Below are 24,874 nucleotides of genomic sequence, written 5' to 3'. Positions count from 1 at the left end.
ATTATAATAAAAATTTAGCTTTTAATTATAAAAAATGTTTAGATTGCACTAATAAAGTTTATGATAATATCAGGGCCGTCTATGTTTTTTGAATTATTTAGCCAAATTAAACTTACATGCTAACCGGCTTTTGCTACAATCATACTGATTTCCACCGTAAGCCGCTTCCCAATTTGTAGGATCACTTATATGTGCTTTATCATTTGAGATAGATAGCCGTAAATCTACATGAGTATCATTATCTAATTTATAGCTACAGCGAAGTAATTGACCTTCCTTAAAAGGATGATCCGTATCGTTAGGTTTGTAGAGAACCATCTCAAATGCTTTAATCTTTCCAGGGTTTTTTTGAACTTGTCCAGTCCAGCCACCCGGTGCCGTGTAAGTGGTTCCTATTTGTTGAATAATATTTTCTGCAGGACAGGTATTTGAGGAATCTGGGTTACTGACAATACTAGAAAATGCGTAACAAACGGGATTAATAGATATAGCAAGCAGGATTGCTAATGTTGTTTTTAGTATTTGCATAGAAACTCCTTTTTTTCTAAAAAATTATTATATTTTTAATGATTTATTTTGTCTATGGTCTTATATAGAGAGTAATAACACTAAATATAGAAAAAATTTCTCCTGAAAAACGCCTGAAGCTGTCATGGCGAGGCTGGAACGAAGTGACAGCCGTGGCCATCCAGTACTGTATTTTCTAGATTGCCACGCGCCTGCGGCGCTCGCAATGACGGACTACTTATATTTTTTGTAAACTTTGTAACTGTTGCTGTAATTTCAATTGTTGAGCAGTAAAATCACTGAGGCGTTTGTTCTCTTGCTCAACAATTTCAGAGGGCGCATTGCGTATAAACGCCTTGTTGCTTAATTTAGACTGCGCACGTTCAATTTCTTGTGCAATTTTATTAATTTCTTTTTCTAGGCGTTGTATTTCTGCGCTGGTATCAATGAGTCCCGCCATCGGAATTAGTATTTCCAATGTATCAACTAAGCCCATGGTGCTGAGCCCCACGGCGGCGTTATTATTTTTTTCATCAAGCCAATTTATGTCGCTGAGTTTAGCTAGATTGATAATATCCGCGGCAAACAGCACGCTATTTTCACGATCTTGCTTATTACCTTTAGCTAATAACAGAGGAATTCTTTTTCCAGGTGCTATGCCCATTTCGCTACGAAGGGTACGTATCGTAGTAACTACTTGCTTAATCCATGCTAAAGACGCTTCAGCAGAAGGATCTTTTCTCGCTTCATCAATGCGTGGATATGTTTGTAGCATGATTGTTTCGCCGGTTTTTCCAGCCAGAGGCGCAATCGATTGCCAAATTTCTTCGGTAATAAAGGGCATTAAAGGATGCAATAAGCGCAAACAGATTTCTAATATTTCGATTAAATTAGCACGTGTTTCTTGTTGTTGTTCAGGTGTATCTGCTTTGAGTAAAATGGGCTTAGCTAATTCTAAATACCAATCACAGAATTCATTCCAAATAAATTCGTAGATGGTCTGTGCCATTAAATCAAAGCGATATGTTTGAAAATGGGCATGCATAGCTGCCGTGGTAGATTGTAATTGTGAACGAAACGCACGGTTTACTGGCATTGATAAGTGAGTAGGTATACTACAAGCCGCTTGATTTTCGGTATGCATGAGCACAAAACGTGCGGCATTCCAGAGTTTATTACAAAAATTGCGATAACCTTCGGTGCGATTTAAATCAAAACGAATATCACGCGTGGGTGAAGCAAGCGCGCAATAAGTAAAACGCAATGCATCCATGCCAAAAGCCGCAATACCTTTAGGAAATTGTTGACGTGTCGCTTGCTCGATTTTTTTCGCCATCTGGGGTTGCATCAGACCTTGGCAGCGTTTTTTGATTAATTCCTCTAAACTAATACCTTGTGTCACGTCGAGTGGATCTAAAACATTTCCTTTGGATTTAGACATTTTCTGCCCGTCATGATCGCGGATAAGTCCGGTTACATAAACCTGCTTAAAGGGAACTTCACCCATAAAGTGTAAGCCCATCATCAGCATGCGTACGACCCAGAAAAAAATGATATCAAAACCCGTTACTAACACATTGGTTGGATAAAAAGTTTTTAATTCCTGGGTTGAGGTTGGCCAACCCAAGGTAACAAAAGGCCATAAAGCAGATGAAAACCAGGTGTCTAGCACATCTTCATCTTGTTTAAGTATGACTGAATCAGGAAGTGCATAATGTTTTCGAACGCTATTCTCATCCTGTCCTACATAGATTTCACCTTCTGCATCGTACCAAGCTGGTATTCGATGTCCCCACCAAAGTTGTCGGCTAATACACCAATCTTCGATGTTTTCTAGCCACTGTAAAGAAACTTTTCTCCAGGTCTCAGGGATAAAATCAAGTTCTTCATTATGAATGGCGTCAATCGCAGGTTTTGCCAATGGCTTCATCGACATAAACCATTGATCAGTGAGGTAGGGTTCTATAATAACACCAGAGCGATCACCCCGCGGAATTTTTAAGGTATGCGCTTCTATTTTTTCTAATAATCCCAGCGCTTCTAAATCTTTGACGATTCTTTGTCGTGCTTCAAAACGTTCTAATCCTTGATAAGGTGTTGGCACCGATTCATTGAGATGGGCGTTAGACGTGAAAATATTAATACTTTCTAAATGATGGCGTTGTGCTAAGGCATAATCATTAAAATCATGTGCAGGTGTAATTTTAACGCAGCCACTACCAAAAGTAGGATCGACACTGTTATCGGCAACGATAGGAATTAGTCGATTGCTTAAGGGCAGTTGTAATTGTTTACCAATGAATTTTTGAAAGCGTGGATCATCAGGGTGGACGGCAACGGCCACATCACCTAATAAAGTTTCTGGTCGTGTTGTAGCCACTGATAAAAATACATCGGGTGAATCGGCAAGCGGATAAAGAATAGTCCATAGGCTGCCTTGTTCTTCTTGATTAATAACTTCCAGATCAGAGACAGCGGTTAATAATTGTGGATCCCAATTGACTAAGCGTTTTCCTCTATAGATCAAACCCTTTTGGTATAAATCAACGAATACTTTTTCTACGGCGGTTGAAAACGCAGGATCACGCGTAAAGCGTTCGCGCGACCAATCAATGGATGCGCCCATGCAACGTAATTGCTGAGTAATTATGCCCCCCGATTTGGTTTTCCATTCCCAAACAGCTTCTAAGAATTTTTCTCGTCCTAAATCGTGGCGTGTTTTTCCTTGTGCCAATAGTTGGCGTTCAACCACCATTTGTGTGGCAATACCGGCATGATCTGTACCGCCTTGCCACAATACATTTTTTCCACACATGCGCTGATAACGGATCAAAGCATCCATTAATGTGACTTGAAAGCCATGCCCCATATGTAGACTACCGGTCACATTGGGAGGGGGTAGCACAATACAGTACGCGTCTCCTTTTCCACTGGGTTGAAAATAGGTGTTATTTTCCCAACGTTTGCGCCACGTGGCTTCAATCTGTTTTGAGTTATAGGTTTTATCTAGCATGCTAAGCTTATGTTGTGTGTCGTTAACGGACAGTTTTGTTCTTTATAAACTTTGTATTTTTTACGCGCTTGTATTTTATGATCTTTTTCTTCGCAGACTACTTCAATGATGCGTGAAAATTCGCTGAAAAAAGGTGGTGCTTCTTGTGTAAGATTAAATAAAATATCCGCTGACTGTTGTTTGGGCTTGTCGGTACCAATTAGGATAGAAGGCGGAAACAAAGCATTGCTTGTTTCGCCTATTTGATGTGGAATGAAACTGATATCTCTAAATGTCCATAATAAATCATCTAGGCATTGTGCTTCTTCTAAAGAACTGGTGTGAATATAAGCATGATTTTGCTGTTGATAGGCTTTTTCTACTAAACGACAGAGAAAACGGTAGCTATCTTGTTTGCTAGAGGTATTTAATAAATAAAAATCAACCGTTGGCATATGTATTATCACTCATCTTTTATGAAGCTTCACTCGGTGTTATATTGGCGGCTAGTGCAGCGGGTTTGGGTTTTGCGGCAGCTGCTAACATACCGGGATCGCGTGCTTTTTCAGCTAAAGGGGAAAAAGGGTGATTGTCAGCATACGCAATCACGGTGTTTGCAAAAGTAATTCCAGCTTGCGTATTTCCTGTTTTATACATCGATAGCATACACGTTTGAACATTGAGTGTTGGATTATGTGCCGCTAACGTTTGGCATTGTAGGCGTAACTTATTCATAATTTGTGTGGCGATGACCATGTTTTTACAGGGTCGGAATAAATCCGCCGCATGAGCACCCACTTCTGGGAGCCATTGGCTGGAAATTTGCATTAAGCCAATATTGACCTTTTTGCCTTGTGCTATTTTTGCTTGGGTATAAGCAATGGCTTCAGGTTCTGTTTTAAATTGTTTCGCTTGATTATCTACCGTGACGAACAATGGCTTATTTCCACTTCCTGCTTGTACCATAGCATAGGGGACTGTATTGTCTGCATAGAGACTGCAAGCTAAAATGAGTGTGACTAAATCCATCGTTTTTTCTCTTCAAGGTTATATACTCACAGCAATAGGATGTTTGGCAAGGCGCCGCGAAAACGAAGCCACCGAAGTGTATACATGATACATGAGGATGGCGAGTTGAGCGGGAACGCAGACAAACATTCAAGTGCGAAGAGTATAAAATTATTCTTATACAGAAATATACCCACAGCGCTCTTGGATTGGCAAGCACTTTAGGCATCTGCTAACCGGGAGGCCAGTGCAGGGCGCGTCCCCCTAGAAGGTGCAAGTGCAAATGCATAATCTCTTGCCCGCCATCCTTGTTACAATTGAAAACGGTACGATAGCCTGATTTGGAAATAGCCGCTTTGTCTGCCAAGTGGCGTGCCGTTTGTACCATGGTTCCAACCAGTTCAGTATCCTCTTCAGTCAAATCGTTTAAGGTAGCGATATGTTTTTTGGGGACAATCAGTTGATGAATAGGAGCACGTGGGTGGAGATCGTTGAACGCTAGGATATTTTCATCTTCATAAACTTTCTCAGTGGGCAATTCACCTTTAATTATTTTACAAAAAATACAGTCCATAAGCTTCCTATGACTAAGATTGGGATGGTTTAAGGCGTCAATTTTGTTATGATTATGCTTTAAAAGAAACTTTTAGGAAATATAAACGATGAGCGCGCTTGTTAAAATTGGCCCAGGTAAAAAAACGCCGGATGAAATCAATGTAGTGATAGAAATTCCTAGTCATAGTGATCCCATTAAATATGAGGTCGATAAAGAGACAGGTGCTTTGTGCGTAGACCGATTCTTAGGTACAGCCATGTACTATCCCTGCAACTATGGTTATGTGCCTCAAACCTTATCAGAAGACGGGGATCCCGTTGATGTGTTGGTTGTTGCGCCATTCCCTTTATTGATTGGCTGTGTCATTGCCTGCAGACCCGTTGGGATGTTGGAAATGAAAGATGAATCCGGTATTGATGCAAAGATTTTAGCGGTTCCCGTTGATAAGCTGTCAACACTTTATCATGGGGTAAAGACCTGGAAAGATTTACCTTCACAACTAACCGATAGCATTAAGCATTTTTTTGAGCATTATAAGGATCTTGAAAAAAATAAATGGGTTAAAGTGAAAGAGTGGAAGGGCGTCGAAGCAGCTCAAGAAGAAATTTTGACGAGCATTAAACGTTACAAATAACGAAAACATTGCGTAGCGTCATGCGGGGGCAATAAACAAAAATAACAGCCGTTTGGAAAGGTTTTTCATGGATGAGTACTCACAGCAATGGGATTTTCGGCAAGGCGCCGGATCAGTGAGCAACCGCAGTGTATATGGAATACATGAGGATTGCGAACTGAGCGGGAACACAGCCGAAAATTCAAGTGCGAAGAGTACACTACGTGACTGGTTAGCACTTTATACGGTGCCTTCCTGTGGTTTTGCAACGGTGTTGAAATTACTTGAGGTTTTTTCAACACCTGCCGCACTGCTCGCAGCATCCCATACAGCATTATCTGCGCTAGGTATTAGCAACGCTTTAATAACAGGATTAAAAAAACCTGATTGGAAACGTGTTGATGCTTGCCTAGCTTGGCGAGAAAAGCCGGGGCGGCATATCCTGCATTGGCAGGACGTTCTTTATCCTCCTTTATTACGTGAAATAGCTTCCCCGCCTTTAATTTTATTTATTGAAGGTGATGTTTCCCTTCTTCAAGATTATCAATTGGCTATGGTGGGGGCGCGTCAACCCTCACCCATAGGTTTAGAAATAGCTTATCGCTTTGCGAATGAGTTAAGTCAGCAAGGATTTATTATTGTTAGTGGTTTAGCGCGCGGTATTGATGGCGCAAGTCATCAAGGGTGTTTAGCCACAGGTGGTAAAACAATCGCTGTTTTAGGTTCCGGCATTACTGAAATTTATCCTCGTTGTCACCGAGGGTTAGCGTTACAGATAATAGAAAAAGGAGGCGCACTTGTTTCTGAGTTTTTTCCTGATGCACCGCCAAGAGCAGAACATTTTCCACGTCGTAATCGAATTATTAGTGGATTAAGTATGGGCGTTGTTGTTATTGAGGCGGCGATGAGAAGCGGTTCCTTAATTACGGCACGCTATGCGGCTGAGCAAGGACGTGAGGTTTTTGCTGTACCGGGTTCTATTGCTAACCCTCTGAGTCGGGGTTGCCATGCGTTGTTAAAACAAGGCGCTACCCTGGTTGAAAGTAGCTATGATATTTTGCTTGGGTTATCTTTTGCAACTGGCTTGCTTAATGTAGCAATGGGCCCTATAGAAGATAGTTCTGCAGTAACAGATAGACTCGATTCAAAATCTGGGCTTGATTCTGACGATATAAAGCTTGTAGAGTGCCTGGACTTTGAAAGGACGACAATCGACAGCTTAGTCATGCGAACTGGCTTGACGGCAGATAGACTACTTGCTCGTTTAGCCTTACTTGAGTTACAAGGTTATATTAGTGCGGTCCCCGGGGGTTATACCAGGAAATAAATATGGCAAAGAATCTATTGATTGTTGAATCGCCTGCGAAGGCTAAAACAATTAAAAAATATTTAGGTAAGGATTTCGAAGTCCTCGCTTCCTATGGGCACGTTCGTGATTTACTCCCTAAAGAGGGGGCAGTCGATCCAGCGCATGATTTTGCGATGACCTATGCGCTTATCGAGAAGAATGCCAAGCATGTGGATATGATCATTAAGGCATTTAAAGCGGCCGATGCACTTTATCTGGCAACTGACCCTGATCGAGAGGGCGAGGCTATCGCTTGGCATGTTTATGAAATTCTTAAAGCTAAAAAAGCCTTAAAAGATAAACCCGTCTACCGCGTTGTTTTTCATGAAATCACCAAGGCGGCTGTTAAAGCCGCCGTGGCCAATCCGCGTGATATTGCGATGGATTTGGTCAATGCGCAGCAAGCACGTCGCGCTTTAGACTATCTGGTTGGTTTTACGCTATCGCCACTACTGTGGAAGAAAGTACGTCGTGGATTATCGGCAGGGCGTGTACAGAGTCCTGCATTACGCTTAATTGTTGAACGCGAAGAAGAAATAGAAGCGTTTAAAACGCAGGAATATTGGACACTAACGGCGAATACGCAGGCTGAACAACAGAATTTTTTTGCACGTTTGATCGAATATAACCATGAAAAACTTGAGCAGTTTAGTATCACAACACAAGCTCAAGCAGAAACAATAAAAAGCAGTTTGGAAAAAATGGCGCAAGGCCATTTGTTAGTCACAAAAGTTGAAAAGAAACAACGCAAGCGTAATCCAACAGCTCCTTTTACGACGTCTACTTTACAACAAGAAGCCGGACGTAAACTGGGTTTTACGGCACAGCGAACGATGCGTTTGGCGCAACAACTTTATGAAGGGATTGATGTAGGTGAAGGCGCCGTCGGTTTGATTACTTATATGCGTACCGATTCGGTTCATCTTTCTAATGAAGCCTTAGAATCAATTCGTGGATATATTGTACAACGTTATGGCGAGAATGAAGTACCTGAGTCACCGCGTCAGTTTCGTACGAAGAGTCGTAATGCACAAGAAGCGCATGAAGCAATTCGTCCTACCCATGTTGAATATGCACCTGAAGACATAAAAGCACATTTAACGCCTGAGCAGCGCAAGCTCTACGAATTAATATGGAAGCGTACTGTTGCTTCACAGATGATCCATGCGACGATTAATACGGTTGCTGTGGATTTGAGAGCGAAGGATACTTCCGATCATTGTTTCCGTGCGAATGGTTCTACCATTGTTCATCCGGGTTTTATGGCGGTTTATCTTGAAAGCCAAGATGAAAGCAAAGCGAAATCAGATGAAGAAGGGAGCATGCTACCGCCGCTGAAAGAAGGTGATGTCGTTGACTTAATAGACATCAGTGCGGATCAACATTTTACTGAACCACCACCACGATATAGTGAAGCAAGTTTAGTTAAAGCCTTAGAAGAGCGGGATATTGGTCGTCCTTCAACGTACGTGCCTATTATTTCAACCTTACAAAATCGCGAATACGTTATACTGGATCAAAAGCGTTTTAAACCCACCGATGTTGGACGTGTGGTGAATAAGTTTTTAACGCGTTACTTTATGCAATATGTCGATTATGACTTTACCGCACGATTAGAAGACAAGCTGGATCAAATTTCCAGGGGAGAGCAAGAGTGGGTGCCTTTGTTGAAGGATTTTTGGATGCCGTTTAAAACATTAGTAGAAACTACAGAAGAAACCGTGCAGCGTAAAGATGTAACGCAAGAAGCTTTAGATGAAAACTGTCCTAAATGCGGCAAAGCTTTATCAATACGTTTAGGAAAACGAGGACGGTTTATTGGTTGCTCGGGTTATCCAGATTGTGACTATACACGTAATATGGAAGGTGAAGTGACAACGGCAAGTGAGCCGGAAGTTGTAGAAGGTCGCGTTTGCCCTGACTGTGGCCATGCTTTACATATCAAAATAGGCCGTTATGGCAAATTTATTGGCTGTAGTTATTATCCAAAATGTAAACATATAGAACCTTTAGAAAAACCGGCTGATACGGGTATTGAATGTCCTGAATGCCATAAAGGCAGCTTACTGAAACGGAAATCACGTTACGGTAAGATTTTTTATTCGTGTTCTACTTATCCAACTTGTACCTATGCAGTATGGAATGAGCCGATTGAGCAAGCTTGTCCACGTTGTGCGTGGCCAGTGATGACGATCAAGACAACCAAGCGACGTGGTACCGAAAAAGTGTGCCCACGTAAAGAGTGTGGATATGCGGAGCCTATGGAGGCTGCACCCGTAGAGTAAATTATTGATGACAAGGAGCGCTATGAAAAATGAAAACAACATTAAAGAATAAAAGTAGCGGCGATCCTACAGCGGTTTTTCAGAAAGTTTTTTTATAGAGAGAAACGGCAAAAACGATGAGGTTAATCAAGAAGATCCTCAACCTGGCATAAAAGCTTCCCGTTAGCAATTTCAGCAACAACTCGATCGCCAATTGTGACGTCACGGATTTCACGGATGATTTGTCGGGTTTTAACATTTTTAATCACCGCATAACCGCGCGCTAGGCTAGCAAGAGGGCTAACAGCATGTAGCGTGCGGGATAGCCCTGATAGTTTTTGTTGGCGCATTTCTAATTGTGTTTTCATGTTTAATGTTAAACGTTGCGTTAAATCATCTAAGCGCTGTGCGTTGTCTTGTAAACGTTGGCGTGGGTGGCGTAAGCGTTTAGCAAGGTTTTCAAGTTGTTGATGATAACGATTTATAGCCTGTTGTATGATGTTAGTTAAACGTTGCCTGGTTTTGGCTAAAAGCGGTTGGTATTCCTGTATATCCGGGCTTACTAACTGAGCGGCCATGGAGGATGTTGCTGCCCGTTGATCGGCTATAAAATCTGCAATAGTAAAGTCAGTTTCATGGCCTATGGCGCTAACAAGAGGTAATTGACTGTTAAAAATGGCTCTAGCGACAATTTCTTCATTAAAACACCAGAGATCCTCTAATGATCCTCCACCACGTGCTAAAATTAAAACATCACACTCTTGACGTTGATTGGCACGTTGGATTTGTGCCGCAATTTGCGCGGCGGCTGTTTTTCCTTGAACGAGGCAGGGATAAATAATAATAGCAATAGATGCAAAGCGTCTTTTTAAGATGACACAGATATCTCGAAGTGCGGCACCGGTTTCTGAGGTGATAACACCAATCGTTTTAGGAAATTTAGGCAAAGATTTTTTGTGGTAATTTTCAAATAAACCTTCTGTGGCCAATTTAGCTTTTAATTGTTCAAAGGCTTTGCGCAGCGCACCTTCACCTGCAAGTTCCATTTGGTCAACAATTAATTGGAATTCACCACGTGCCGGATAAAGGCTGATTTTGGCACGTACCAGGACTTGCATGCCATCTTTCGGTTGTATACTCTTCGCACTCGAATTTTCGGCTGTGTTCCCGCTCAATCCGCAATCCTCATGTATGTTATATACACTCCGGTTGCTCATTTTTGCGGCGCCTTGCCGAAAACCCGATTGCTGTGAGTATAGTCCCGAATGGCGATGGCGTCCCTGAAAGAGAGCGCATCGCACTTGGGCATTTTTGTCTTTTAAAGAAAAATACCAATGTCCTGAACTAGGACAAGCAAAATTAGAAATTTCTCCTTCTATCCAAAGCGGTAAAAAGGCATCTTCTAATAAGTTTTGTACCATTTGATTGAGCTCAGAGATACTATAGATTATGTCATCTGAGCTCAATACTGATTTTTTTCTTTCTGATAAATGAATTGTCATTATTATTTCCTAGATTGCCGCGCGCCAGCGGCGCTCGCAATGACATTCGAATTCATATTAATTAACCACTTGCCGTTTCACTTCTATCACATTGGGTATCTGTTTAATACGGTCTAAGACTTTACTGAGCGAGGTTAAACTGGGGATCTCGATTGTTAATTTCATAAAGGCTTTAGGTTCTATTTTATTACTTGATAATGTCAACGCAATCAAATTAATTTTTTCGTTTGCAATAAGTGTCGAAACATCACGTACGAGTCCAGGGCGATCATAGGCTTCTACACAGAGGTCCACCGGGTAGACTTGGCTAATTTCTTTACCCCAATCGGCATTCACTAAACGATCCTGCTTATCCGATTCAAGGTTTAATAAATGTGTGCAGTCATCGCGGTGTAAAACAATGCCACGACCTTGAGTAATGAATCCGCGGATAGGATCACCATGCACGGGTTTACAACAGCCTGCTGTTTGAGTCAAAAGATCAGTAACGCCGGCAATTGTGATGCCTTCAGGTAAGGTGCTACGTGGTTTCCCTAGCAAAATTTCTGGTTCAATTAGCATTCTGGCTTCGGATAGATGTTCTTTGGTTTGTATAGCATTCAAAAGTTGTGTAATGCGTAGATCACCACTGCCTAATGCCGCTAATAATTCTTTTTTAGTTTTGAAATGAAGCTTATGTGCTAATTGTTCTTGATCGACGGCGACTAGTCCAAGGCGTTGGCATTCTTTATCTAATAAAGTTTGTCCATCAGTAATATGCTGATCGTAATCTTGGCTTTTAAACCAATGGTGTGCTTTCGCTTTTGCACGCGCTGTAAATAGATAGCCGAGATTAGGGTTTAACCAATCTCGGCTTGGAGAACCTTGTTTTGTTGTCAGGATTTCAACTTGTTCACTGGTTTTTAATTGATAAGTCAGAGGGACGATTGCGCCATTAATTTTTGCTCCACGGCAACGATGTCCAATTTCGCTATGAATATGATAGGCAAAATCGAGCGGTGTTGACCCCTTGGGTAGATCGACAATATCGCCATTCGGTGTAAAGACATAGATTCTGTCATCTAAAATAGTAGTAAGCCCCGGTACGGTTGCTTTGCCTTGCTTGACTAATTCTTTTTGCCATTCGAGTACTTGTCGTAACCAGGCTATTTTAGTTTGATAACCGATTTTTTGTTGAGAGCTTTCTTTATATTGCCAATGTGCTGCCAAACCATGTTCTGATTCTTGGTGCATTTGATGCGTACGAATCTGTATCTCTAGTCTTTTTTGATGAGGGCCTAACACAGCGGTATGAATGGAGCGATAGCCATTCGATTTTGGGGTAGCGATATAATCATCAAACTGCCCATTAATCGGTGGCCATAGACCATGGATAATACTTAAGGCGTTATAACAATCTTTAACGGTATTGACTAAAATACGGATTGCATTTAAATCATATAGTTCTTCAAATTCTAATTTTTTCTGTTGCATTTTTCGGTAAATGCTATGGATATGTTTGACTCGACCATGTAATTGAAAGTTTTGTAAATGTGCATTTTCCAAGACCTTACGCAATCCTGCAATTAAGTCTTGGACATAGGCTTCTCTATCGACTAAACGTTCCTGTAATAAGCGAGCTATTTTTCCATAAACTTCGGGTTCTAAATAATGTAAAGCAAGATCTTCAAGTTCCCACTGTAATTGGCCTACGCCCAAACGGTTAGCCAGAGGTGCATAAATGTCCAGTGTTTCTCTGGCATAAGATTGCCTTGCTTCTTCTTCTAGATTATCGAGTGTACGTATAGTGGCTAGGCGTTCGGCTAATTTAATTAAAACAACACGCATATCTTTTACCATCGCAAGTAACATTTTGCGCGTGTTTTCTAGTTGGGTTTGGTAAACAGGTGTAGCGGTACTGGAAATACGGATGGCATCCATTTGTGTTACGCCTTCGATGAGCTTAGTAACCGGTAGACCTAAATGTTCGTCAATGGTTTCTAGGCAGAGCTCGGCATAATTGGCGCCACTATAGATTAAAGCAGCGGCTATGGTTTCTTTATCAAGGTGCAAGTCCAAAAGAATTTCTGCCATGGTCAATCCTTGTTGCAAACAAGAGACATTGGTAGGCGTTACTTTTGTTTCACCAACAATTTGACTTAAAATGCAGGCTTGACGGATGAGCTTAAAATCTTCTGGATTACGTTGCATCGCGGCATGATGTAACCAGGCTTCTAAATTGATACTGCTGTCTTCGTTTAAGTAAAGAGAATTTTTTATTTTAACCATAATGATTATTCCTTATTTTTAACGATTATTTATGGTTTATACGGCAGTTCTGGCTAAGAACTCACAAATTCGATTTTCAAGCAAACGGTATCCTCCTTGATTGTTTTTGCCAGGAATAGGATCATTCACTAAGATAGAAAAAGCTAAAATTTGATTATTTGAAGTTCGGACATAACCGGCTAGGCTACTAATACCGTGCATACTGCCTGTTTTTGCATGGATTCTACCTAATACAGGGCCGCCTAAGCGGTGTTTTAGTGTTCCATCTCGGCCCGAGCTTGGTAATGATTCAAAAAGTAAAGCACTGTCCGGTAGTTTTTTATAGGCAAAGTTAAGTAACTTAACAAAGGCATTGGGTGTAACGATATTATCTCTGGATAAACCAGAGCCGTCGATTAGAACAACATGCCTAAAATCAATATCTGTTTTACTGGCAAGAATGGCTTGAATGGCACTGCGTCCTGTTTTCCAGCTTCCTTGTGCAGAAAAATATTTTTCGCCTAATTTTTTTAATAAGCTATCTGCAATTAAATTATCAGATTTTTTTAGCATATTTTTTATTAAAAATGCCAATTCAGGCGAGCTATTTTCGGCTAAGGTTTTAGCCATCGGCGGCGTTTTGCCATAAATGAGATTAGTATATTGAATAGAATATTTTTTTAGTAATCCTGCCACAATATCATAGGTCGCGAGATTTGGATTTTGCAACGCAACCGCAAAAGATAAAGGCCCCATCTTTGGGGATAAATAACCCCTTAACGTGTAGTGATTATTTTCGTGTGCCTCTGTAGGTTTTAAAGCTAATGAGTAGCTAGGTCGTCTTAAACGTTTTGTAACGGCTTGATTGTCGATGACAATGCCAAGGTTACTATTACTTTTTACGACAGTAGGGTGAGGTAACTTGTTCGGTTTTACACTCACGCTAAAGCAATTACGATTAATAATGGTTGCCGTAACAGGTGCGGCGTAACAAAATACCTTATCATCAATAACACGTCCGGGCGGCCAGGTGCTCCGATCGCTAGCCGTATCATCAATAACGATATTTCCTTGTACTTTTGTAATTTTTTGATCGCCCAAACTATCCAACATGTCTTTAAGATCTTCTAATGTTAGATAAGGGTCGCCGCTAAATTTAATATAAAGATTGCCTGTTAAAACACCATCGATGACTTTGGCTGCGGGATTGGTTAGAAAGCGAGTTTTAAATTGATAATACGGACCTAAATAATCCAGAGCAGCAATGCCGGTAAATAATTTTAAGGTGCTAGCAGGAACAAAGCCATGATTGGCATGGTATTGATATAATACCCTTCCGGTGCTGAGCGACTGAACAGAAACTCCGACCTGGAAGCCTTTGAAACGACTGATAATACTGTTCAAATTTGCTTGAAGGCTGGGCGAATTTGCTTGGTAGCCATTTTCATCATACATGGCAAAACTTTGTGTAGCGGGTGCTAAAAGACTAAGCAATAGAAAGATTGGCCATAAAACAACCCGGCGTATTTTCTGACAGAACAGTTTTAGTCTATTCATACTACCTATCTAGTAAATAAACAAATCGTTTCACTATGTTGTGTGTGCGGAAACATATCCATAACGCCCGCTTGTTCTAGGGTATAGCTTTGTTTTATTAATTCGCCAGCGTCACGCGCAAGGCTTGCTGAATTACAGGATACGTACACAATACGTTCTATTGGCCAAGATGCAATTTGCTGGATAATCTCAAGAGCGCCAGAACGAGGTGGATCTAATAATAGCTTATTAAAGCGCTGTTGTGACCAGCTTTGTTTGCTGATGGGGTTTGATAGATCGGCGGTATGAAACTGGACGTTGGAAATCGTATTATGCATGGCATTTTCTCTGGCACGCGCTACAAGTTCTGGAGACCCTTCTATACCGATGACAGATTGGCACTGTGTCGCAAGAGCTAAGCTAAAATTACCTAATCCACAAAACAAATCCAATATCCGATCGCTGAAATTGGGTGCGAGCAATTCTATAGCGCGGTTTATCATGGATTGATTGATAGTCGCATTGATTTGAATAAAATCGTGAGGTTCAAAGAGCAACTCCAGTGGTTTGCTTGGCTGATCTAAGTGATTTTGGTTTTATTTCGGGCCAGATACAGTGCATTGTACTTTCATTGCCCGGTTGTAAATAAAGCTGCAGCTGATATTCCTTAGCAAAAGCCTTGAGTTTTGTGCGATCTTCGCTATCCAAGGGGGTTAAGTGTCTAAAAACCAATGCCAAATCCTCATCGCCTAATGAGGCTTCGATTTGTGGGATAGTCTGATAGGCTTTCAATGTACTAATAAGTTGCTGTAACGGTGATATGAGCTGCGCTATTCTAGGTGCTAGAGTTTCACAGCTTTTTAATTGAGCCAAGTAGCGTCCATTTTTTTCTCGAAAACCAACCAGGACCGCTTGTTTTTTGGCAACGTACTTGACACCTAAGCGTGCGCGGCGTCGGTAGCCCCAACTTGGGCCCTTGAGTGGCGGTAACAAGATATTAGGCTGTGTTCCTGCGATATGCGCCAGTTGCTCTAATAGGGTTTTTTCTTTATGTTTTAATTGCGCATCCGTATTTAGATGTTGCAGGCTACATCCGCCACAGATGCCATAGTGGATGCATTTTGGCGTTACACGATCTGGAGAGCGTTTTAAAATCGCAGTGGTTCTTGCCTCGTCATATTGACGGTGTTTTTTAGTGATTTCAACTAACACACTTTCGCCGGGTAAGGCATCTTGTACAAAGCTTGTTTTTCCATTGATGTGAGCAATGCCACGGCCTTCATGAGAAAGCCCTATAATAGAAACAGGTATAGTTTTCGTATTTGAATTTTCGGCGGCGTTATTTATTTTTTCCATGTTTTTACAAATTCTTCAAAGTGAGGTTTTTTTTCTTGGATAATGCATTCTCGTGCAGTGTCACATTCTTTTCGGTAGGCTTCAGGGGTTAATTTCCCACGTATTAGTTCAAATCGAAGATAAATTAAATAGGTATTGAGCACGTCAGTTTCACAGTAATCTCGAATCGCCTGACGTTTTCCCTCTAAAAAGTAGTCCCATACTTGGGATCCATCCATACCTAGCTTGCCAGGCAAGCCTAACATAAGTGCAATTTCTGTGAGTGGAGCATTTGAACGGCTTTGGTAGCCAGCTAATATATCCATCAAATCACTGTGGCGATAGTGATAGCGGCTAAGGTAGTTATTCCAACGAAAACTCGCATCCCCATCATCGCCATGATTCCAATAACTAGGGCTACTAATGCCGTGTAATAGCGCACGGTAATGTAAAACAGGGAGATCAAATCCACTACCATTCCAAGAAACAAGTATAGGTAGATATTTTTCGAGGCATTTGAAAAAGGATTCGATAAGGTGTTCTTCACTGGAGTTTACATCGCCAAAAGAGGCAATTTTGAATTGATCTCTACTGCGTAAGACGCCTGAAATAGCCACAATACGCTGTAGGTGATGGGGCAGGAAGGTCGAGGTAGAGCCGGTTTTTTCCTGGCGTTTTTTTACCATAGTCTCAGCAACTTCTTTGTCGCTTGCACTTTCCAGCTGATAAAGAAGGCGGCCGCTGTTTGTATCAGGGACCGTTTCAATATCAAAAACAAAAATGTTCATAGGGCAATAATAGTTTAAAGATAAGCGATGGGTTTTACTCAGGAGTATATCAAGGGTTCTTGTTTTTATAGTAGAATTCTTTAGAAGCTGGGCCTATTACTTGGAAAAATCAGTTAGCTTGCCTAGGGAACGATTTTTTAGGAATAAAAACATATTTTTAGCGGTTTGGCTAGTTTCTGCCGAATACTGAAGGCATACTACGCACATTGTGCTTGAAGGTGCGAAACAGCATAGAAATTTATTTTGAGATAAAAATAGCATCATGAGAATTATTTTATTAGGTAGTCCTGGCGCAGGGAAAGGTACACAGGCAAAATTTATCACCGACCATTATCATATTCCGCAAATTTCTACCGGCGATATGCTACGCACGGCTGTCAATCAAGGAACAGCGGTGGGTTTGCAGGCGAAGGCTATGATGGATGCGGGTCAGCTAGTGCCAGATGCGGTTATTATTGCGCTGGTTGAAGATCGAATTAGTAACGCGGATTGTAAAAATGGTTTTTTATTCGACGGTTTTCCCCGTACCTTACCCCAAGCTGAAGCGATCCGGAAAAATCATATTCTTATCGATTTTGTGATTGAAATTGCTGTTGATGACGAGGAAATTGTTAAACGTTTAAGTGGTCGCCGTATTCATCCAGGCTCGGGACGTATTTATCACCTTATCTATAACCCGCCTCGTATTCCCAATAAAGATGATGTGACAGGAGAGGATTTGATTCAGCGAGAAGATGATTGTGAAGAAACCGTTCGGGAGCGTTTGCAGGTCTATCGTAGGCAGACAAAACCATTAATAGATTATTATCAGGATTGGCAACGTCGCGGTGATGAGGGAGCGCCTCATTTTATACAAGTGAATGGTCAGGCAGAGGTATTGGAAGTGCGTGATCGAATACTTGCTGAGCTCAGTAAATCAGCGTCTTAATCCTTTTTTTCGCTTAAGTGCTTCAAACAATGGTTTAAATCAGGAGGCAGTTCTGCTTTTAATTGAAAACGTTGTTCTATTGAAGGAAGATAAAATTCGAGTTCACTGGCATGCAGAAATAATCGTTTGCAACCTAATTCACGCATTTTTTTATTAGCTGATTTATCACCGTATTTTTCATCGCCAATAATAGGGTGTTTGGCATATTGAGCATGCACGCGGATTTGATGCGTGCGACCCGTAATCGGCATGGCTTCTATAAGTGTTGTATCAGCAAAAGATTGAATAGGATGGAATTCAGTTAAACAGTTTTTTCCGGACTCATGGACACGGACGATACGTTCTCCAGATTGTAATTGATTTTTATGGAGAGGAACATCAATCTTTTTTAAAGACGAGGGCCAATGGCCGGCCACTAACGCCAGGTAGGTTTTTTTGATGTCACCCCCGGTTCTCAGTAATTCATGCAATTCTTTCAAGATACTGCTTTTTTTCGCAATCAATAAACAACCTGAAGTATCACGATCCAAACGATGAACTAATTCTAAAAATTTTTGCTGTGGTCGTAAGGCGCGTAATGTTTCAATGACACCGAGCTGTATTCCACTGCCGCCATGAACGGCTATTCCAGACGGCTTATTAATTGCCAGAAAGTTTTTGTCTTCAAAAATAATGGATTTTTCAAATAAGGCGATTAATTTTTCGTTGGGAGAAATTTTGGCATTGGGGGTTGCAAGACGCAAGGGCGGGATGCGTATCACATCATCTATTTCTAAGCGATAGTCGGGCTTTACGCGTTTTTTATTAACACGCACTTCGCCTTTCCGTATAATCCGGTAAAGGCGACTTTTAGGTAACCCTTTGAGTCTAGAGAGTAAATAGTTGTCTAGGCGCTGACCAACCTGGTCTGCTGCCACAGTTAAGTGTTGAATAGTTTGCACAATGTCGTTAATCTAACATAAAAATTGCATATCTATCTAATTATTTTGATGAAATATTAAGAATAAATAGGCTAATTATCAGCTCTCTGCGGTATAATCACAGGCGTTTTTAAATAATTAAGTGCTTTAGATAGCTACGTATTAATTTATACTCACCAACCATTGGATTTTTGGCAAGGTGCCGCGAAAATGCAGCAAACGATTCAAGGGCTAAGAGTATATAACTATGAGGCCATTATGACCCAAGCTACAACATTGACTATCAAAAATTTGTCTCCCATTGAATTACCAGTTTATAAGGGTACATTAGGGCCAGATGTTATTGATGTAACACAGTTAGCAAAAAGTAACGTATTTTCATATGACCCCGGGTTTTTATCGACGGCGGCATGTAGATCAAAGATCACTTTCATCGATGGAGAGAAAGGTCAGCTACTTTACCGAGGCTACCCTATCGCACAACTGGCAGAAAAGTCTGATTTTATTGAAATTGCTTATTTACTACTTCATGGCGAATTGCCAAGTGCATCAGAAAAAGAAGAGTTTAATAAGCACATTAATAATCATACGATGGTGCATGAACAACTACGCCATTTCTTTAATGGATTTCGTAGAGACGCCCATCCCATGGCTATTATGGTCGGCGTGGTAGGCGCTTTATCTGCGTTTTATCATGAGTCCTTAGATATTAACAATGAAGAACACCGAAAATTAGCAGCTTTACGTTTGATTGCTAAAATGCCCACCTTGGCGGCTATGTGTTACAAGTATTCTACGGGTTTACCTTTTATGTATCCCGCTAACGATTTAAGCTACGCTGAAAATTTCTTGCATATGATGTTTGGTGTACCGACAGAAAATAAATGTCCTAATCCTGTTTTAGCTCGAGCGTTAGATAGAATTTTTATTTTGCATGCCGATCATGAACAAAATGCTTCGACATCCACAGTGAGAATGGCGGGTTCAACCGGTGCTAATCCGTACGCTTGTATTTCTGCAGGGATTGCTGCGCTATGGGGGCCTGCCCACGGTGGTGCTAATGAAGCGTGTTTAACTATGCTACATGAAATAGGCGATATCACGCATATCAAAAAGTATATACAAAAAGCCAAAGATCCAAACGATTCATTTCGTTTAATGGGTTTTGGGCATCGTGTCTATAAAAATTATGATCCTAGGGCTAAGGTTATGCGAGAAACCTGCCACGAAGTATTAGAAGAAACAGGCCAAAGAGAAGCGCCTTTGTTTAAGCTTGCTCTAGCTTTAGAAAAAATTGCTTTAGAAGACCCTTACTTTATTGAGAAGAAGCTCTATCCTAATGTTGATTTCTATTCAGGTATCACATTAAGTGCATTAGGTATCCCAACGAATATGTTTACGGTTATTTTTGCCTTGGCACGTACGGTGGGCTGGGTTTCACATTGGGAAGAAATGATAGCCGATCCTAAACGTCGTATTGCAAGACCACGACAATTGTATTGTGGAGAAATGCAACGCGATTTTATTTCTCTTGAAAATAGAAAATAAATCCCCATAAATAGGATCATATACTCATTAATTAATGTTAATGCGTTAAACTACTGAGGATTTGTAAATTAAAGTCGTTTAATTTACTCAGCGTTCCGAGTATTTTGCAATTAGCCTATTGCTGAACTTCATTTAAAGTATATATAATATTGCGCATTAAAGTAGAGAGTTATATTCTTAGCTTTAAAATGGAGTGTAAAACCCGGATAATTACTTTTAATTTACAGGAGGACGCTAATTTCTTTCTATTAACTTAAACAAAAGGAAATTAAAATTATGGTAACTTTAACACAAATAAAAAAGAAACGAGGTAGACCACCTCTCAGCGCAGCTAAAAAAATGCAGCGTAATAAAGCAGCTCAGAATGCCCGTGCAATCCATAAAGCTTTACGTACTAAAATTGCGTTGTTAAAAGCAGATTTTAAAGAGAAGCTAAAGGTTGCATCACAAGAAGCTTATCAAAAAGCGCTAGAAAAGGTTGTCAAAATAGAGCGTAAAAAGATGGAAGCTAACTATAAGGCACTAGCCCTTGCCAAGGCTAAGTTTGGGAAAAAGCTTTCCAAAGCCTCGCAGCGAATGATAATGGCAGGTCGACGTGCTAAAACAGCTAATAAACGCTCTGGTATGAGAAAACGTGGCAGGCCAAGAAAAATGTCCTAAATGGTAGTAGGGTCAGGTATTCTGAAAAAACTGTGTCGCATCAATTAAAATAAATAGATCCAAAATACTTAAGCAGGGAAAAGAAAATGATTTTTTGTTCCCTTTTTTGTATTTCACACACCTTATGAATATTCTCCAAAAATTACAGTTCAATCGACTGCAAAAAAGACTTCATAAATTACATAAGCTTTATGAATCAGAAGGGTCAGATAGTCGACTTAAGGCATTAATTCAGGCCTTTTATGCGATGGCTGAATTCTATGAAAAATGCCGCTTTGATAAAGACTTACCTTATGCAGAATTCCATGCCTTAGAGTGTTATCGGGTCATTGCTAGTTTTGGGGATTCCAGGGCACAATATTTGCTTGCTGAGTGTTTATTGAATTATGGGAAATTTTGGGAGGGTATCGCTCGGAACCCACTCTATAAGACGAATAAGCCTAAAGCCTATGCTCAGTCTTTTTTTGAGGAATCCAGGGTCTATTTACAAGCGGCTGACGAACAGGGCTATCCTTTAGCACGTCGTTTATTAGGAATGGCTTATATCCATGGCTGGGGAAGTAAACCTAACCTGGAAAAAGGCTATCAGCTTGTTTTAGAAAGTATTGATTTAGAGCAGGCTTGGGCTAAAGCCACTCAGATTTTCGATATGCTCAAATTAAATTCCCCCGAGTTTTTTTCTGCTTTAAGGGCTTACAAAGGGTAAAATGTAAGCCTTTTACGCGGGTTTGTGGGACAAAAACGTTCATTTTTTGTGCGAATTGTGCTATAGTGGCTATTCCTTTGCTTAATAGCGGGGAGGAGGTTGTTATAGTGATATCAAAGAAAATAACGAGTTTGTTACTCCTAGCCAGTGGTCTTTTTACGATGGCTGTAAGCGCTAGCCCTACAAACGACTTAAACGTCCAGAATGAGATAAATCAGTTTCGTAGTAAAGCCCCAGGACTTAGTCCTAAAGCTTTGCAGGTTGGTTTAGAGGCTTACTCCAAAGCAAGACAACAAGGTTTAGATAAACAACGAGTCTTAACTATTGTCGATTTTACGAAGCCTTCAACGGCTCGAAGACTTTGGGTATTAGACTTAAACAAGCACACGGTCCTTTTCAACGATTACGTTGCTCATGGACAAAATAGTGGTGCTAACTATGCGAATAACTTCTCTGATAATCCAGGAAGTTTAGCGTCAAGTTTAGGTGTGTTTTTAACCGAGTCGACCTATGGTGGTAAACACGGTTATTCATTACGAGTAAAAGGATTAGATAAAGGATTTAACGATAAAGCGGAATCTCGCGATATCGTCTTCCATAGAGCTGATTATGCGACAGCACAATTTGCTCAAGCGCATGGTCGCTTAGGAAGAAGTTGGGGTTGTTTCGCGGTAATTCCAGCGATTGCCGATTCATTAATCCATACGATTAAGGACGGTACGCTTGTAGTTGCTTACTATCCTGACCCATCGTGGTTATCAAAATCTCAGTTTCTTTCATAAACGTTTGAGATAACGTAGAGCAGCCTTAGGGCTGCTTTTTTTTTGTGAAAAAATGGCTTTTGGTGGCAGTAAAAAAAACCACCGTCATGGCGAGCGAACGCAGTGAGCGTGGCCATCCAGCAAGTTAAATTTTTTTAGTTACCTGTTTCTGGATTGCCGCGCGCTGATCGCGCTCGCAATGACAGCTTCTCGCATAATTTTAGTGAAATTGATATTTAAAGTAATATTTTTTTTAATAATGATTCATAAATTAAAGCTAATTTTTCTAAATCAGCGATCGAAACACATTCATTAATTTGATGAATACTTCGGTTACAAGGTCCAAATTCCACGACCTCAGTTCCTCCAGCAGCAATAAAGCGCGCATCTGAAATACCGCCCGTTGTAGAAATAGAAGGTGAATGTCCTGTTATTTCTTTTATGCTGGAAATCGCTGCCATGCGTAATTTACCTTCAGTGCTGAGGAAAGGTTTACCACCATGTTGCCAATTCAGCTGATAATCTAATTTATGTTTGTCTAAACAACGGATTAACATGGCTTGTAATTTTTCAGCGCTGGTAACCGGTGAGTAACGGAAATTGAATTTAACGTCTAAATTATCTGGAATGACGTTTTCTGCACCCGTACCGGCGTTGATATTTGAGAGTTGAAAACTGGTTGTTTGGAAATCTGGATTAATCGGATTGTCATCCCAGGCGGTGTTGAGTAATTCAACCAGGGCAGAGGAAAAGAGATGAATAGGATTTTTAGTTAATTGTGGATAGGCAATATGACCTTGTTTTCCTTGTATGATTAAGTGACCTGATAGTGAGCCACGTCTACCTATTTTTAAAGTATCGCCTAATTTTTCTTCGCAAGTAGGTTCTCCGACTAAGCAATAATCAATTTTTTCCTTTCTATTTTTTAAGGTTTCAATGACTTTTGCGGTGCCGTTAATACTAGGACCTTCTTCATCACTGGTAATTAACCAAGCGATAGAACCGAGGTGGTTAGGATGTTGTGAAATAAACTTTTTGCAAGCGATTAACATGGCGGCGAGACTGCCTTTCATATCCGCGCTGCCACGGCCATAAAGAAGGCCATTACGAATATTAGATTCAAAAGGTGGTGTATCCCATTTCTCTAGCGGGCCAGGCGGCACAACGTCTGTATGCCCTGCAAAAACAAATAAAGGTGCTTTTGTGCCACGTCTAGCCCAGAAATTATTGACATCTACAAACGGTAAGTGTTCAATTCGGAAATCTAAATGCTGTAAAGGTTCAGTTAAGAGAGTTTGACAACCTGCATCTTTAGGTGTTACAGAAGGGCATGCAATAAGTTGCTGTGTGAGTTCAATAAGCGATAACATAAATCAGGTCCTATGATTTTTCTGGGTAATTGTACGTTAAAGCGAAGACCCGAGGAAATAATAGAATGTTACATAAAACTAGGTTTTTAAAATAAATGGGTAAAATCCAAAAAACTATTGTTATTGCGATAGTGCCTCATGATTCCCTATTTTGTTTAAAACAAGCACCCGAGTGCGAAGCTTATAAACGTCGTGTATACTCGGTAGCGATTTAGGTGGATGGAAAGAAACGTTGAATGACTAGCGCCTTTGTGTTTATTTATTTTGTTGTCTTTTTAGCGTTTGTATTTGATTTTATCAATGGGTTTCATGATGCTGCCAATTCGGTTGCCATCATGGTGGCAACAAAGGTTTTAAAACCGTTTACGGCCGTTCTATGGGCTGCTTTCTTTAATTTTATTGCTTTCTTATTTTTTCACCTCAATGTGGCAACAACCATTGGTTCAGGATTAATTGAGCCACATATTGTGACGCCTTACCTTATTCTTGCAGCGCTTGTCGGCGCTATTATTTGGAACCTGTTGACCTGGTATTTTGGTTTACCCTCCAGCTCATCGCATGGGTTAATAGGGGGATTAGTAGGTGCGGCGCTTGTTGGAGGTGGTTGGGGTGTTTTGAATTGGCATGGTTTACTTCCCGTCTTAATTGCTATTGTTTTATCACCGGTATTAGGTTTATTCATCAGTTGGCTACTGATAAAAACTTCTAATTTTTTATTAGAAGATGTGAATTCTATTAAAGCAGAACGATGGGCTAAGCGTGCTCAATTCATTGCAGCGGCTTTATTAAGCTTAGGTCACGGTGGTAATGACGCCCAAAAAACCATGGGTATTATTGCGGTCTTGTTATTTTCAGCAGGACTTTTGAATGGCCACTTCTATATCCCATTTTGGGTTGTTATTTCTTGTAACTTTGTGATGGGATTAGGAACGCTCATGGGCGGATGGCGTATCATTCACACCATGGGTAGCAAGCTGACGCAATTAACTCCATTGAGTGGCGCTTGCGCGGCGTCAGGTGCGGCATTAACACTGTTTGCGGCAACAGATATGGGTATTCCTGTTTCTACAACACATACCGTAACAGGTTCTATTCTCGGCGCAGGCACCAGTAATGGATGGTTAAATACACATTGGCCAACGGTACGCCGTATTGTTTGGGCATGGGTACTCACTATTCCTGCCGCAGGATTTGTTGCTGCCGCGGTTATGGCGCTCGAAATATTCTTTCATTTAGGCATTCATTAAAACTTTTTCTTTGTAATAATAGAAACACGTCATGGCGA

General features: G+C 40.8%; 22 protein-coding genes. 9 read left to right on the top strand and 13 right to left on the bottom strand.

Annotated elements, in window-relative coordinates:
• Positions 1–93: 93 nt before the first annotated feature.
• The 5 genes from DMP02_RS06005 to DMP02_RS05985 all read right to left on the bottom strand — a co-directional run bounded on the left by DMP02_RS06005 (position 94) and on the right by DMP02_RS05985 (position 5,081).
• Positions 94–528: a DUF3757 domain-containing protein gene (locus DMP02_RS06005; protein WP_126323246.1), complete on the bottom strand. Its 435-nt coding sequence runs from the start codon at positions 526–528 to the stop codon at positions 94–96.
• 217 nt (positions 529–745) lie between these two features.
• On the bottom strand, positions 746–3,520 hold the full coding sequence (locus tag DMP02_RS06000) for a valine--tRNA ligase (protein ID WP_126323245.1): 2,775 nt from the start codon (positions 3,518–3,520) through the stop codon (positions 746–748).
• Entirely contained in the window at positions 3,514–3,954 is a 441-nt protein-coding gene (locus DMP02_RS05995; protein WP_126323244.1) for a DNA polymerase III subunit chi, read from the bottom strand. Before DMP02_RS05995 ends, DMP02_RS06000 begins: the two co-directional genes overlap by 7 nt.
• A 19-nt stretch (positions 3,955–3,973) precedes the next feature.
• Positions 3,974–4,528 carry a transglycosylase SLT domain-containing protein gene (locus DMP02_RS05990; protein ID WP_126323243.1) on the bottom strand — a complete coding sequence of 185 codons (555 nt, stop codon included), beginning with the start codon at positions 4,526–4,528 and terminating at the stop codon, positions 3,974–3,976.
• 211 nt (positions 4,529–4,739) lie between these two features.
• Positions 4,740–5,081 (bottom strand): histidine triad nucleotide-binding protein, encoded by a 342-nt coding sequence (locus DMP02_RS05985; protein WP_126323242.1) that lies wholly within the window; start codon positions 5,079–5,081, stop codon positions 4,740–4,742.
• Positions 5,082–5,169: 88 nt separating this feature from the next.
• Here DMP02_RS05985 and ppa point away from each other — a divergent pair, with 88 nt between their 5' ends.
• The 3 genes from ppa to topA all read left to right on the top strand — a co-directional run bounded on the left by ppa (position 5,170) and on the right by topA (position 9,309).
• On the top strand, positions 5,170–5,697 hold the full coding sequence (gene ppa / locus DMP02_RS05980) for an inorganic diphosphatase (protein ID WP_126323241.1): 528 nt from the start codon (positions 5,170–5,172) through the stop codon (positions 5,695–5,697).
• 67 nt (positions 5,698–5,764) lie between these two features.
• A complete protein-coding gene (gene dprA, locus DMP02_RS05975) occupies positions 5,765–7,003 on the top strand; it encodes a DNA-processing protein DprA (RefSeq protein WP_126323240.1) in 1,239 nt (412 codons plus the stop codon).
• A 2-nt stretch (positions 7,004–7,005) separates the two neighbouring features.
• Positions 7,006–9,309: a type I DNA topoisomerase gene (gene topA, locus DMP02_RS05970; RefSeq protein ID WP_126323239.1), complete on the top strand. Its 2,304-nt coding sequence runs from the start codon at positions 7,006–7,008 to the stop codon at positions 9,307–9,309.
• Between the two features lie 122 nt (positions 9,310–9,431).
• Here topA and xseA read toward each other — a convergent pair whose 3' ends face one another.
• Genes xseA through DMP02_RS05945 form a run of 6 tightly spaced genes read right to left on the bottom strand, consistent with a single transcriptional unit; the run spans position 9,432 to position 16,696 of the window.
• Positions 9,432–10,790 carry an exodeoxyribonuclease VII large subunit gene (gene xseA, locus DMP02_RS07280; RefSeq protein ID WP_232019630.1) on the bottom strand — a complete coding sequence of 453 codons (1,359 nt, stop codon included), beginning with the start codon at positions 10,788–10,790 and terminating at the stop codon, positions 9,432–9,434.
• A 57-nt stretch (positions 10,791–10,847) separates the two neighbouring features.
• Positions 10,848–13,058, bottom strand: coding sequence for a GTP diphosphokinase (gene relA / locus DMP02_RS05960; RefSeq protein WP_126323238.1), 2,211 nt, complete (start codon positions 13,056–13,058; stop codon positions 10,848–10,850).
• A gap of 36 nt (positions 13,059–13,094) precedes the next feature.
• Complete coding sequence (dacB, locus tag DMP02_RS05955) at positions 13,095–14,594, bottom strand: D-alanyl-D-alanine carboxypeptidase/D-alanyl-D-alanine endopeptidase (protein WP_126323237.1); 1,500 nt, start codon at positions 14,592–14,594, stop codon at positions 13,095–13,097.
• Positions 14,595–14,599: 5 nt separating this feature from the next.
• Entirely contained in the window at positions 14,600–15,130 is a 531-nt protein-coding gene (gene rlmD / locus DMP02_RS07275) for a 23S rRNA (uracil(1939)-C(5))-methyltransferase RlmD (protein WP_197720796.1), read from the bottom strand.
• The gene (locus tag DMP02_RS07270; RefSeq protein ID WP_197720795.1) at positions 15,120–15,929 is read right to left on the bottom strand and encodes a TRAM domain-containing protein; all 810 of its coding nucleotides are present in this window, start codon (positions 15,927–15,929) and stop codon (positions 15,120–15,122) included. The genes rlmD and DMP02_RS07270 overlap by 11 nt, the downstream gene beginning before the upstream one ends.
• On the bottom strand, positions 15,917–16,696 hold the full coding sequence (locus DMP02_RS05945) for a 3'-5' exonuclease (RefSeq protein WP_126323236.1): 780 nt from the start codon (positions 16,694–16,696) through the stop codon (positions 15,917–15,919). The genes DMP02_RS07270 and DMP02_RS05945 overlap by 13 nt, the downstream gene beginning before the upstream one ends.
• Positions 16,697–16,958: 262 nt before the next feature.
• On the opposite strand from DMP02_RS05945, the gene adk reads away from it, so the two are divergent.
• Positions 16,959–17,624, top strand: coding sequence for an adenylate kinase (gene adk, locus DMP02_RS05940; protein ID WP_126323235.1), 666 nt, complete (start codon positions 16,959–16,961; stop codon positions 17,622–17,624).
• On the opposite strand, the gene rluC is transcribed toward adk, so the two are convergent.
• Positions 17,621–18,565 carry a 23S rRNA pseudouridine(955/2504/2580) synthase RluC gene (rluC, locus tag DMP02_RS05935; protein WP_126323234.1) on the bottom strand — a complete coding sequence of 315 codons (945 nt, stop codon included), beginning with the start codon at positions 18,563–18,565 and terminating at the stop codon, positions 17,621–17,623. The genes adk and rluC overlap by 4 nt on opposite strands.
• A gap of 234 nt (positions 18,566–18,799) precedes the next feature.
• Here rluC and gltA point away from each other — a divergent pair, with 234 nt between their 5' ends.
• From gltA to DMP02_RS05915, 4 genes are all read left to right on the top strand, one after another.
• A complete protein-coding gene (gene gltA, locus DMP02_RS05930; protein WP_408608714.1) occupies positions 18,800–20,092 on the top strand; it encodes a citrate synthase in 1,293 nt (430 codons plus the stop codon).
• 339 nt (positions 20,093–20,431) lie between these two features.
• The gene (locus DMP02_RS05925) at positions 20,432–20,752 is read left to right on the top strand and encodes a hypothetical protein (protein ID WP_232019629.1); all 321 of its coding nucleotides are present in this window, start codon (positions 20,432–20,434) and stop codon (positions 20,750–20,752) included.
• Between the two features lie 124 nt (positions 20,753–20,876).
• On the top strand, positions 20,877–21,458 hold the full coding sequence (locus tag DMP02_RS05920) for an SEL1-like repeat protein (protein WP_126323232.1): 582 nt from the start codon (positions 20,877–20,879) through the stop codon (positions 21,456–21,458).
• A 107-nt stretch (positions 21,459–21,565) separates the two neighbouring features.
• Positions 21,566–22,240: a murein L,D-transpeptidase catalytic domain family protein gene (locus tag DMP02_RS05915; RefSeq protein ID WP_126323231.1), complete on the top strand. Its 675-nt coding sequence runs from the start codon at positions 21,566–21,568 to the stop codon at positions 22,238–22,240.
• 215 nt (positions 22,241–22,455) lie between these two features.
• On the opposite strand, the gene dapE is transcribed toward DMP02_RS05915, so the two are convergent.
• The gene (dapE, locus tag DMP02_RS05910; protein WP_126323230.1) at positions 22,456–23,589 is read right to left on the bottom strand and encodes a succinyl-diaminopimelate desuccinylase; all 1,134 of its coding nucleotides are present in this window, start codon (positions 23,587–23,589) and stop codon (positions 22,456–22,458) included.
• A 236-nt stretch (positions 23,590–23,825) separates the two neighbouring features.
• Here dapE and DMP02_RS05905 point away from each other — a divergent pair, with 236 nt between their 5' ends.
• Complete coding sequence (locus DMP02_RS05905; RefSeq protein ID WP_126323229.1) at positions 23,826–24,836, top strand: inorganic phosphate transporter; 1,011 nt, start codon at positions 23,826–23,828, stop codon at positions 24,834–24,836.
• Positions 24,837–24,874 lie beyond the last annotated feature (38 nt).

Origin of the sequence: Candidatus Rickettsiella viridis, from assembly GCF_003966755.1 — a bacterium.
Classification (GTDB): Bacteria; Pseudomonadota; Gammaproteobacteria; order Diplorickettsiales; family Diplorickettsiaceae; genus Rickettsiella_B; species Rickettsiella_B viridis.
Note: the sequence above shows the minus strand (reverse complement) of the source record. Positions and strands in the feature narration are given on the sequence as shown.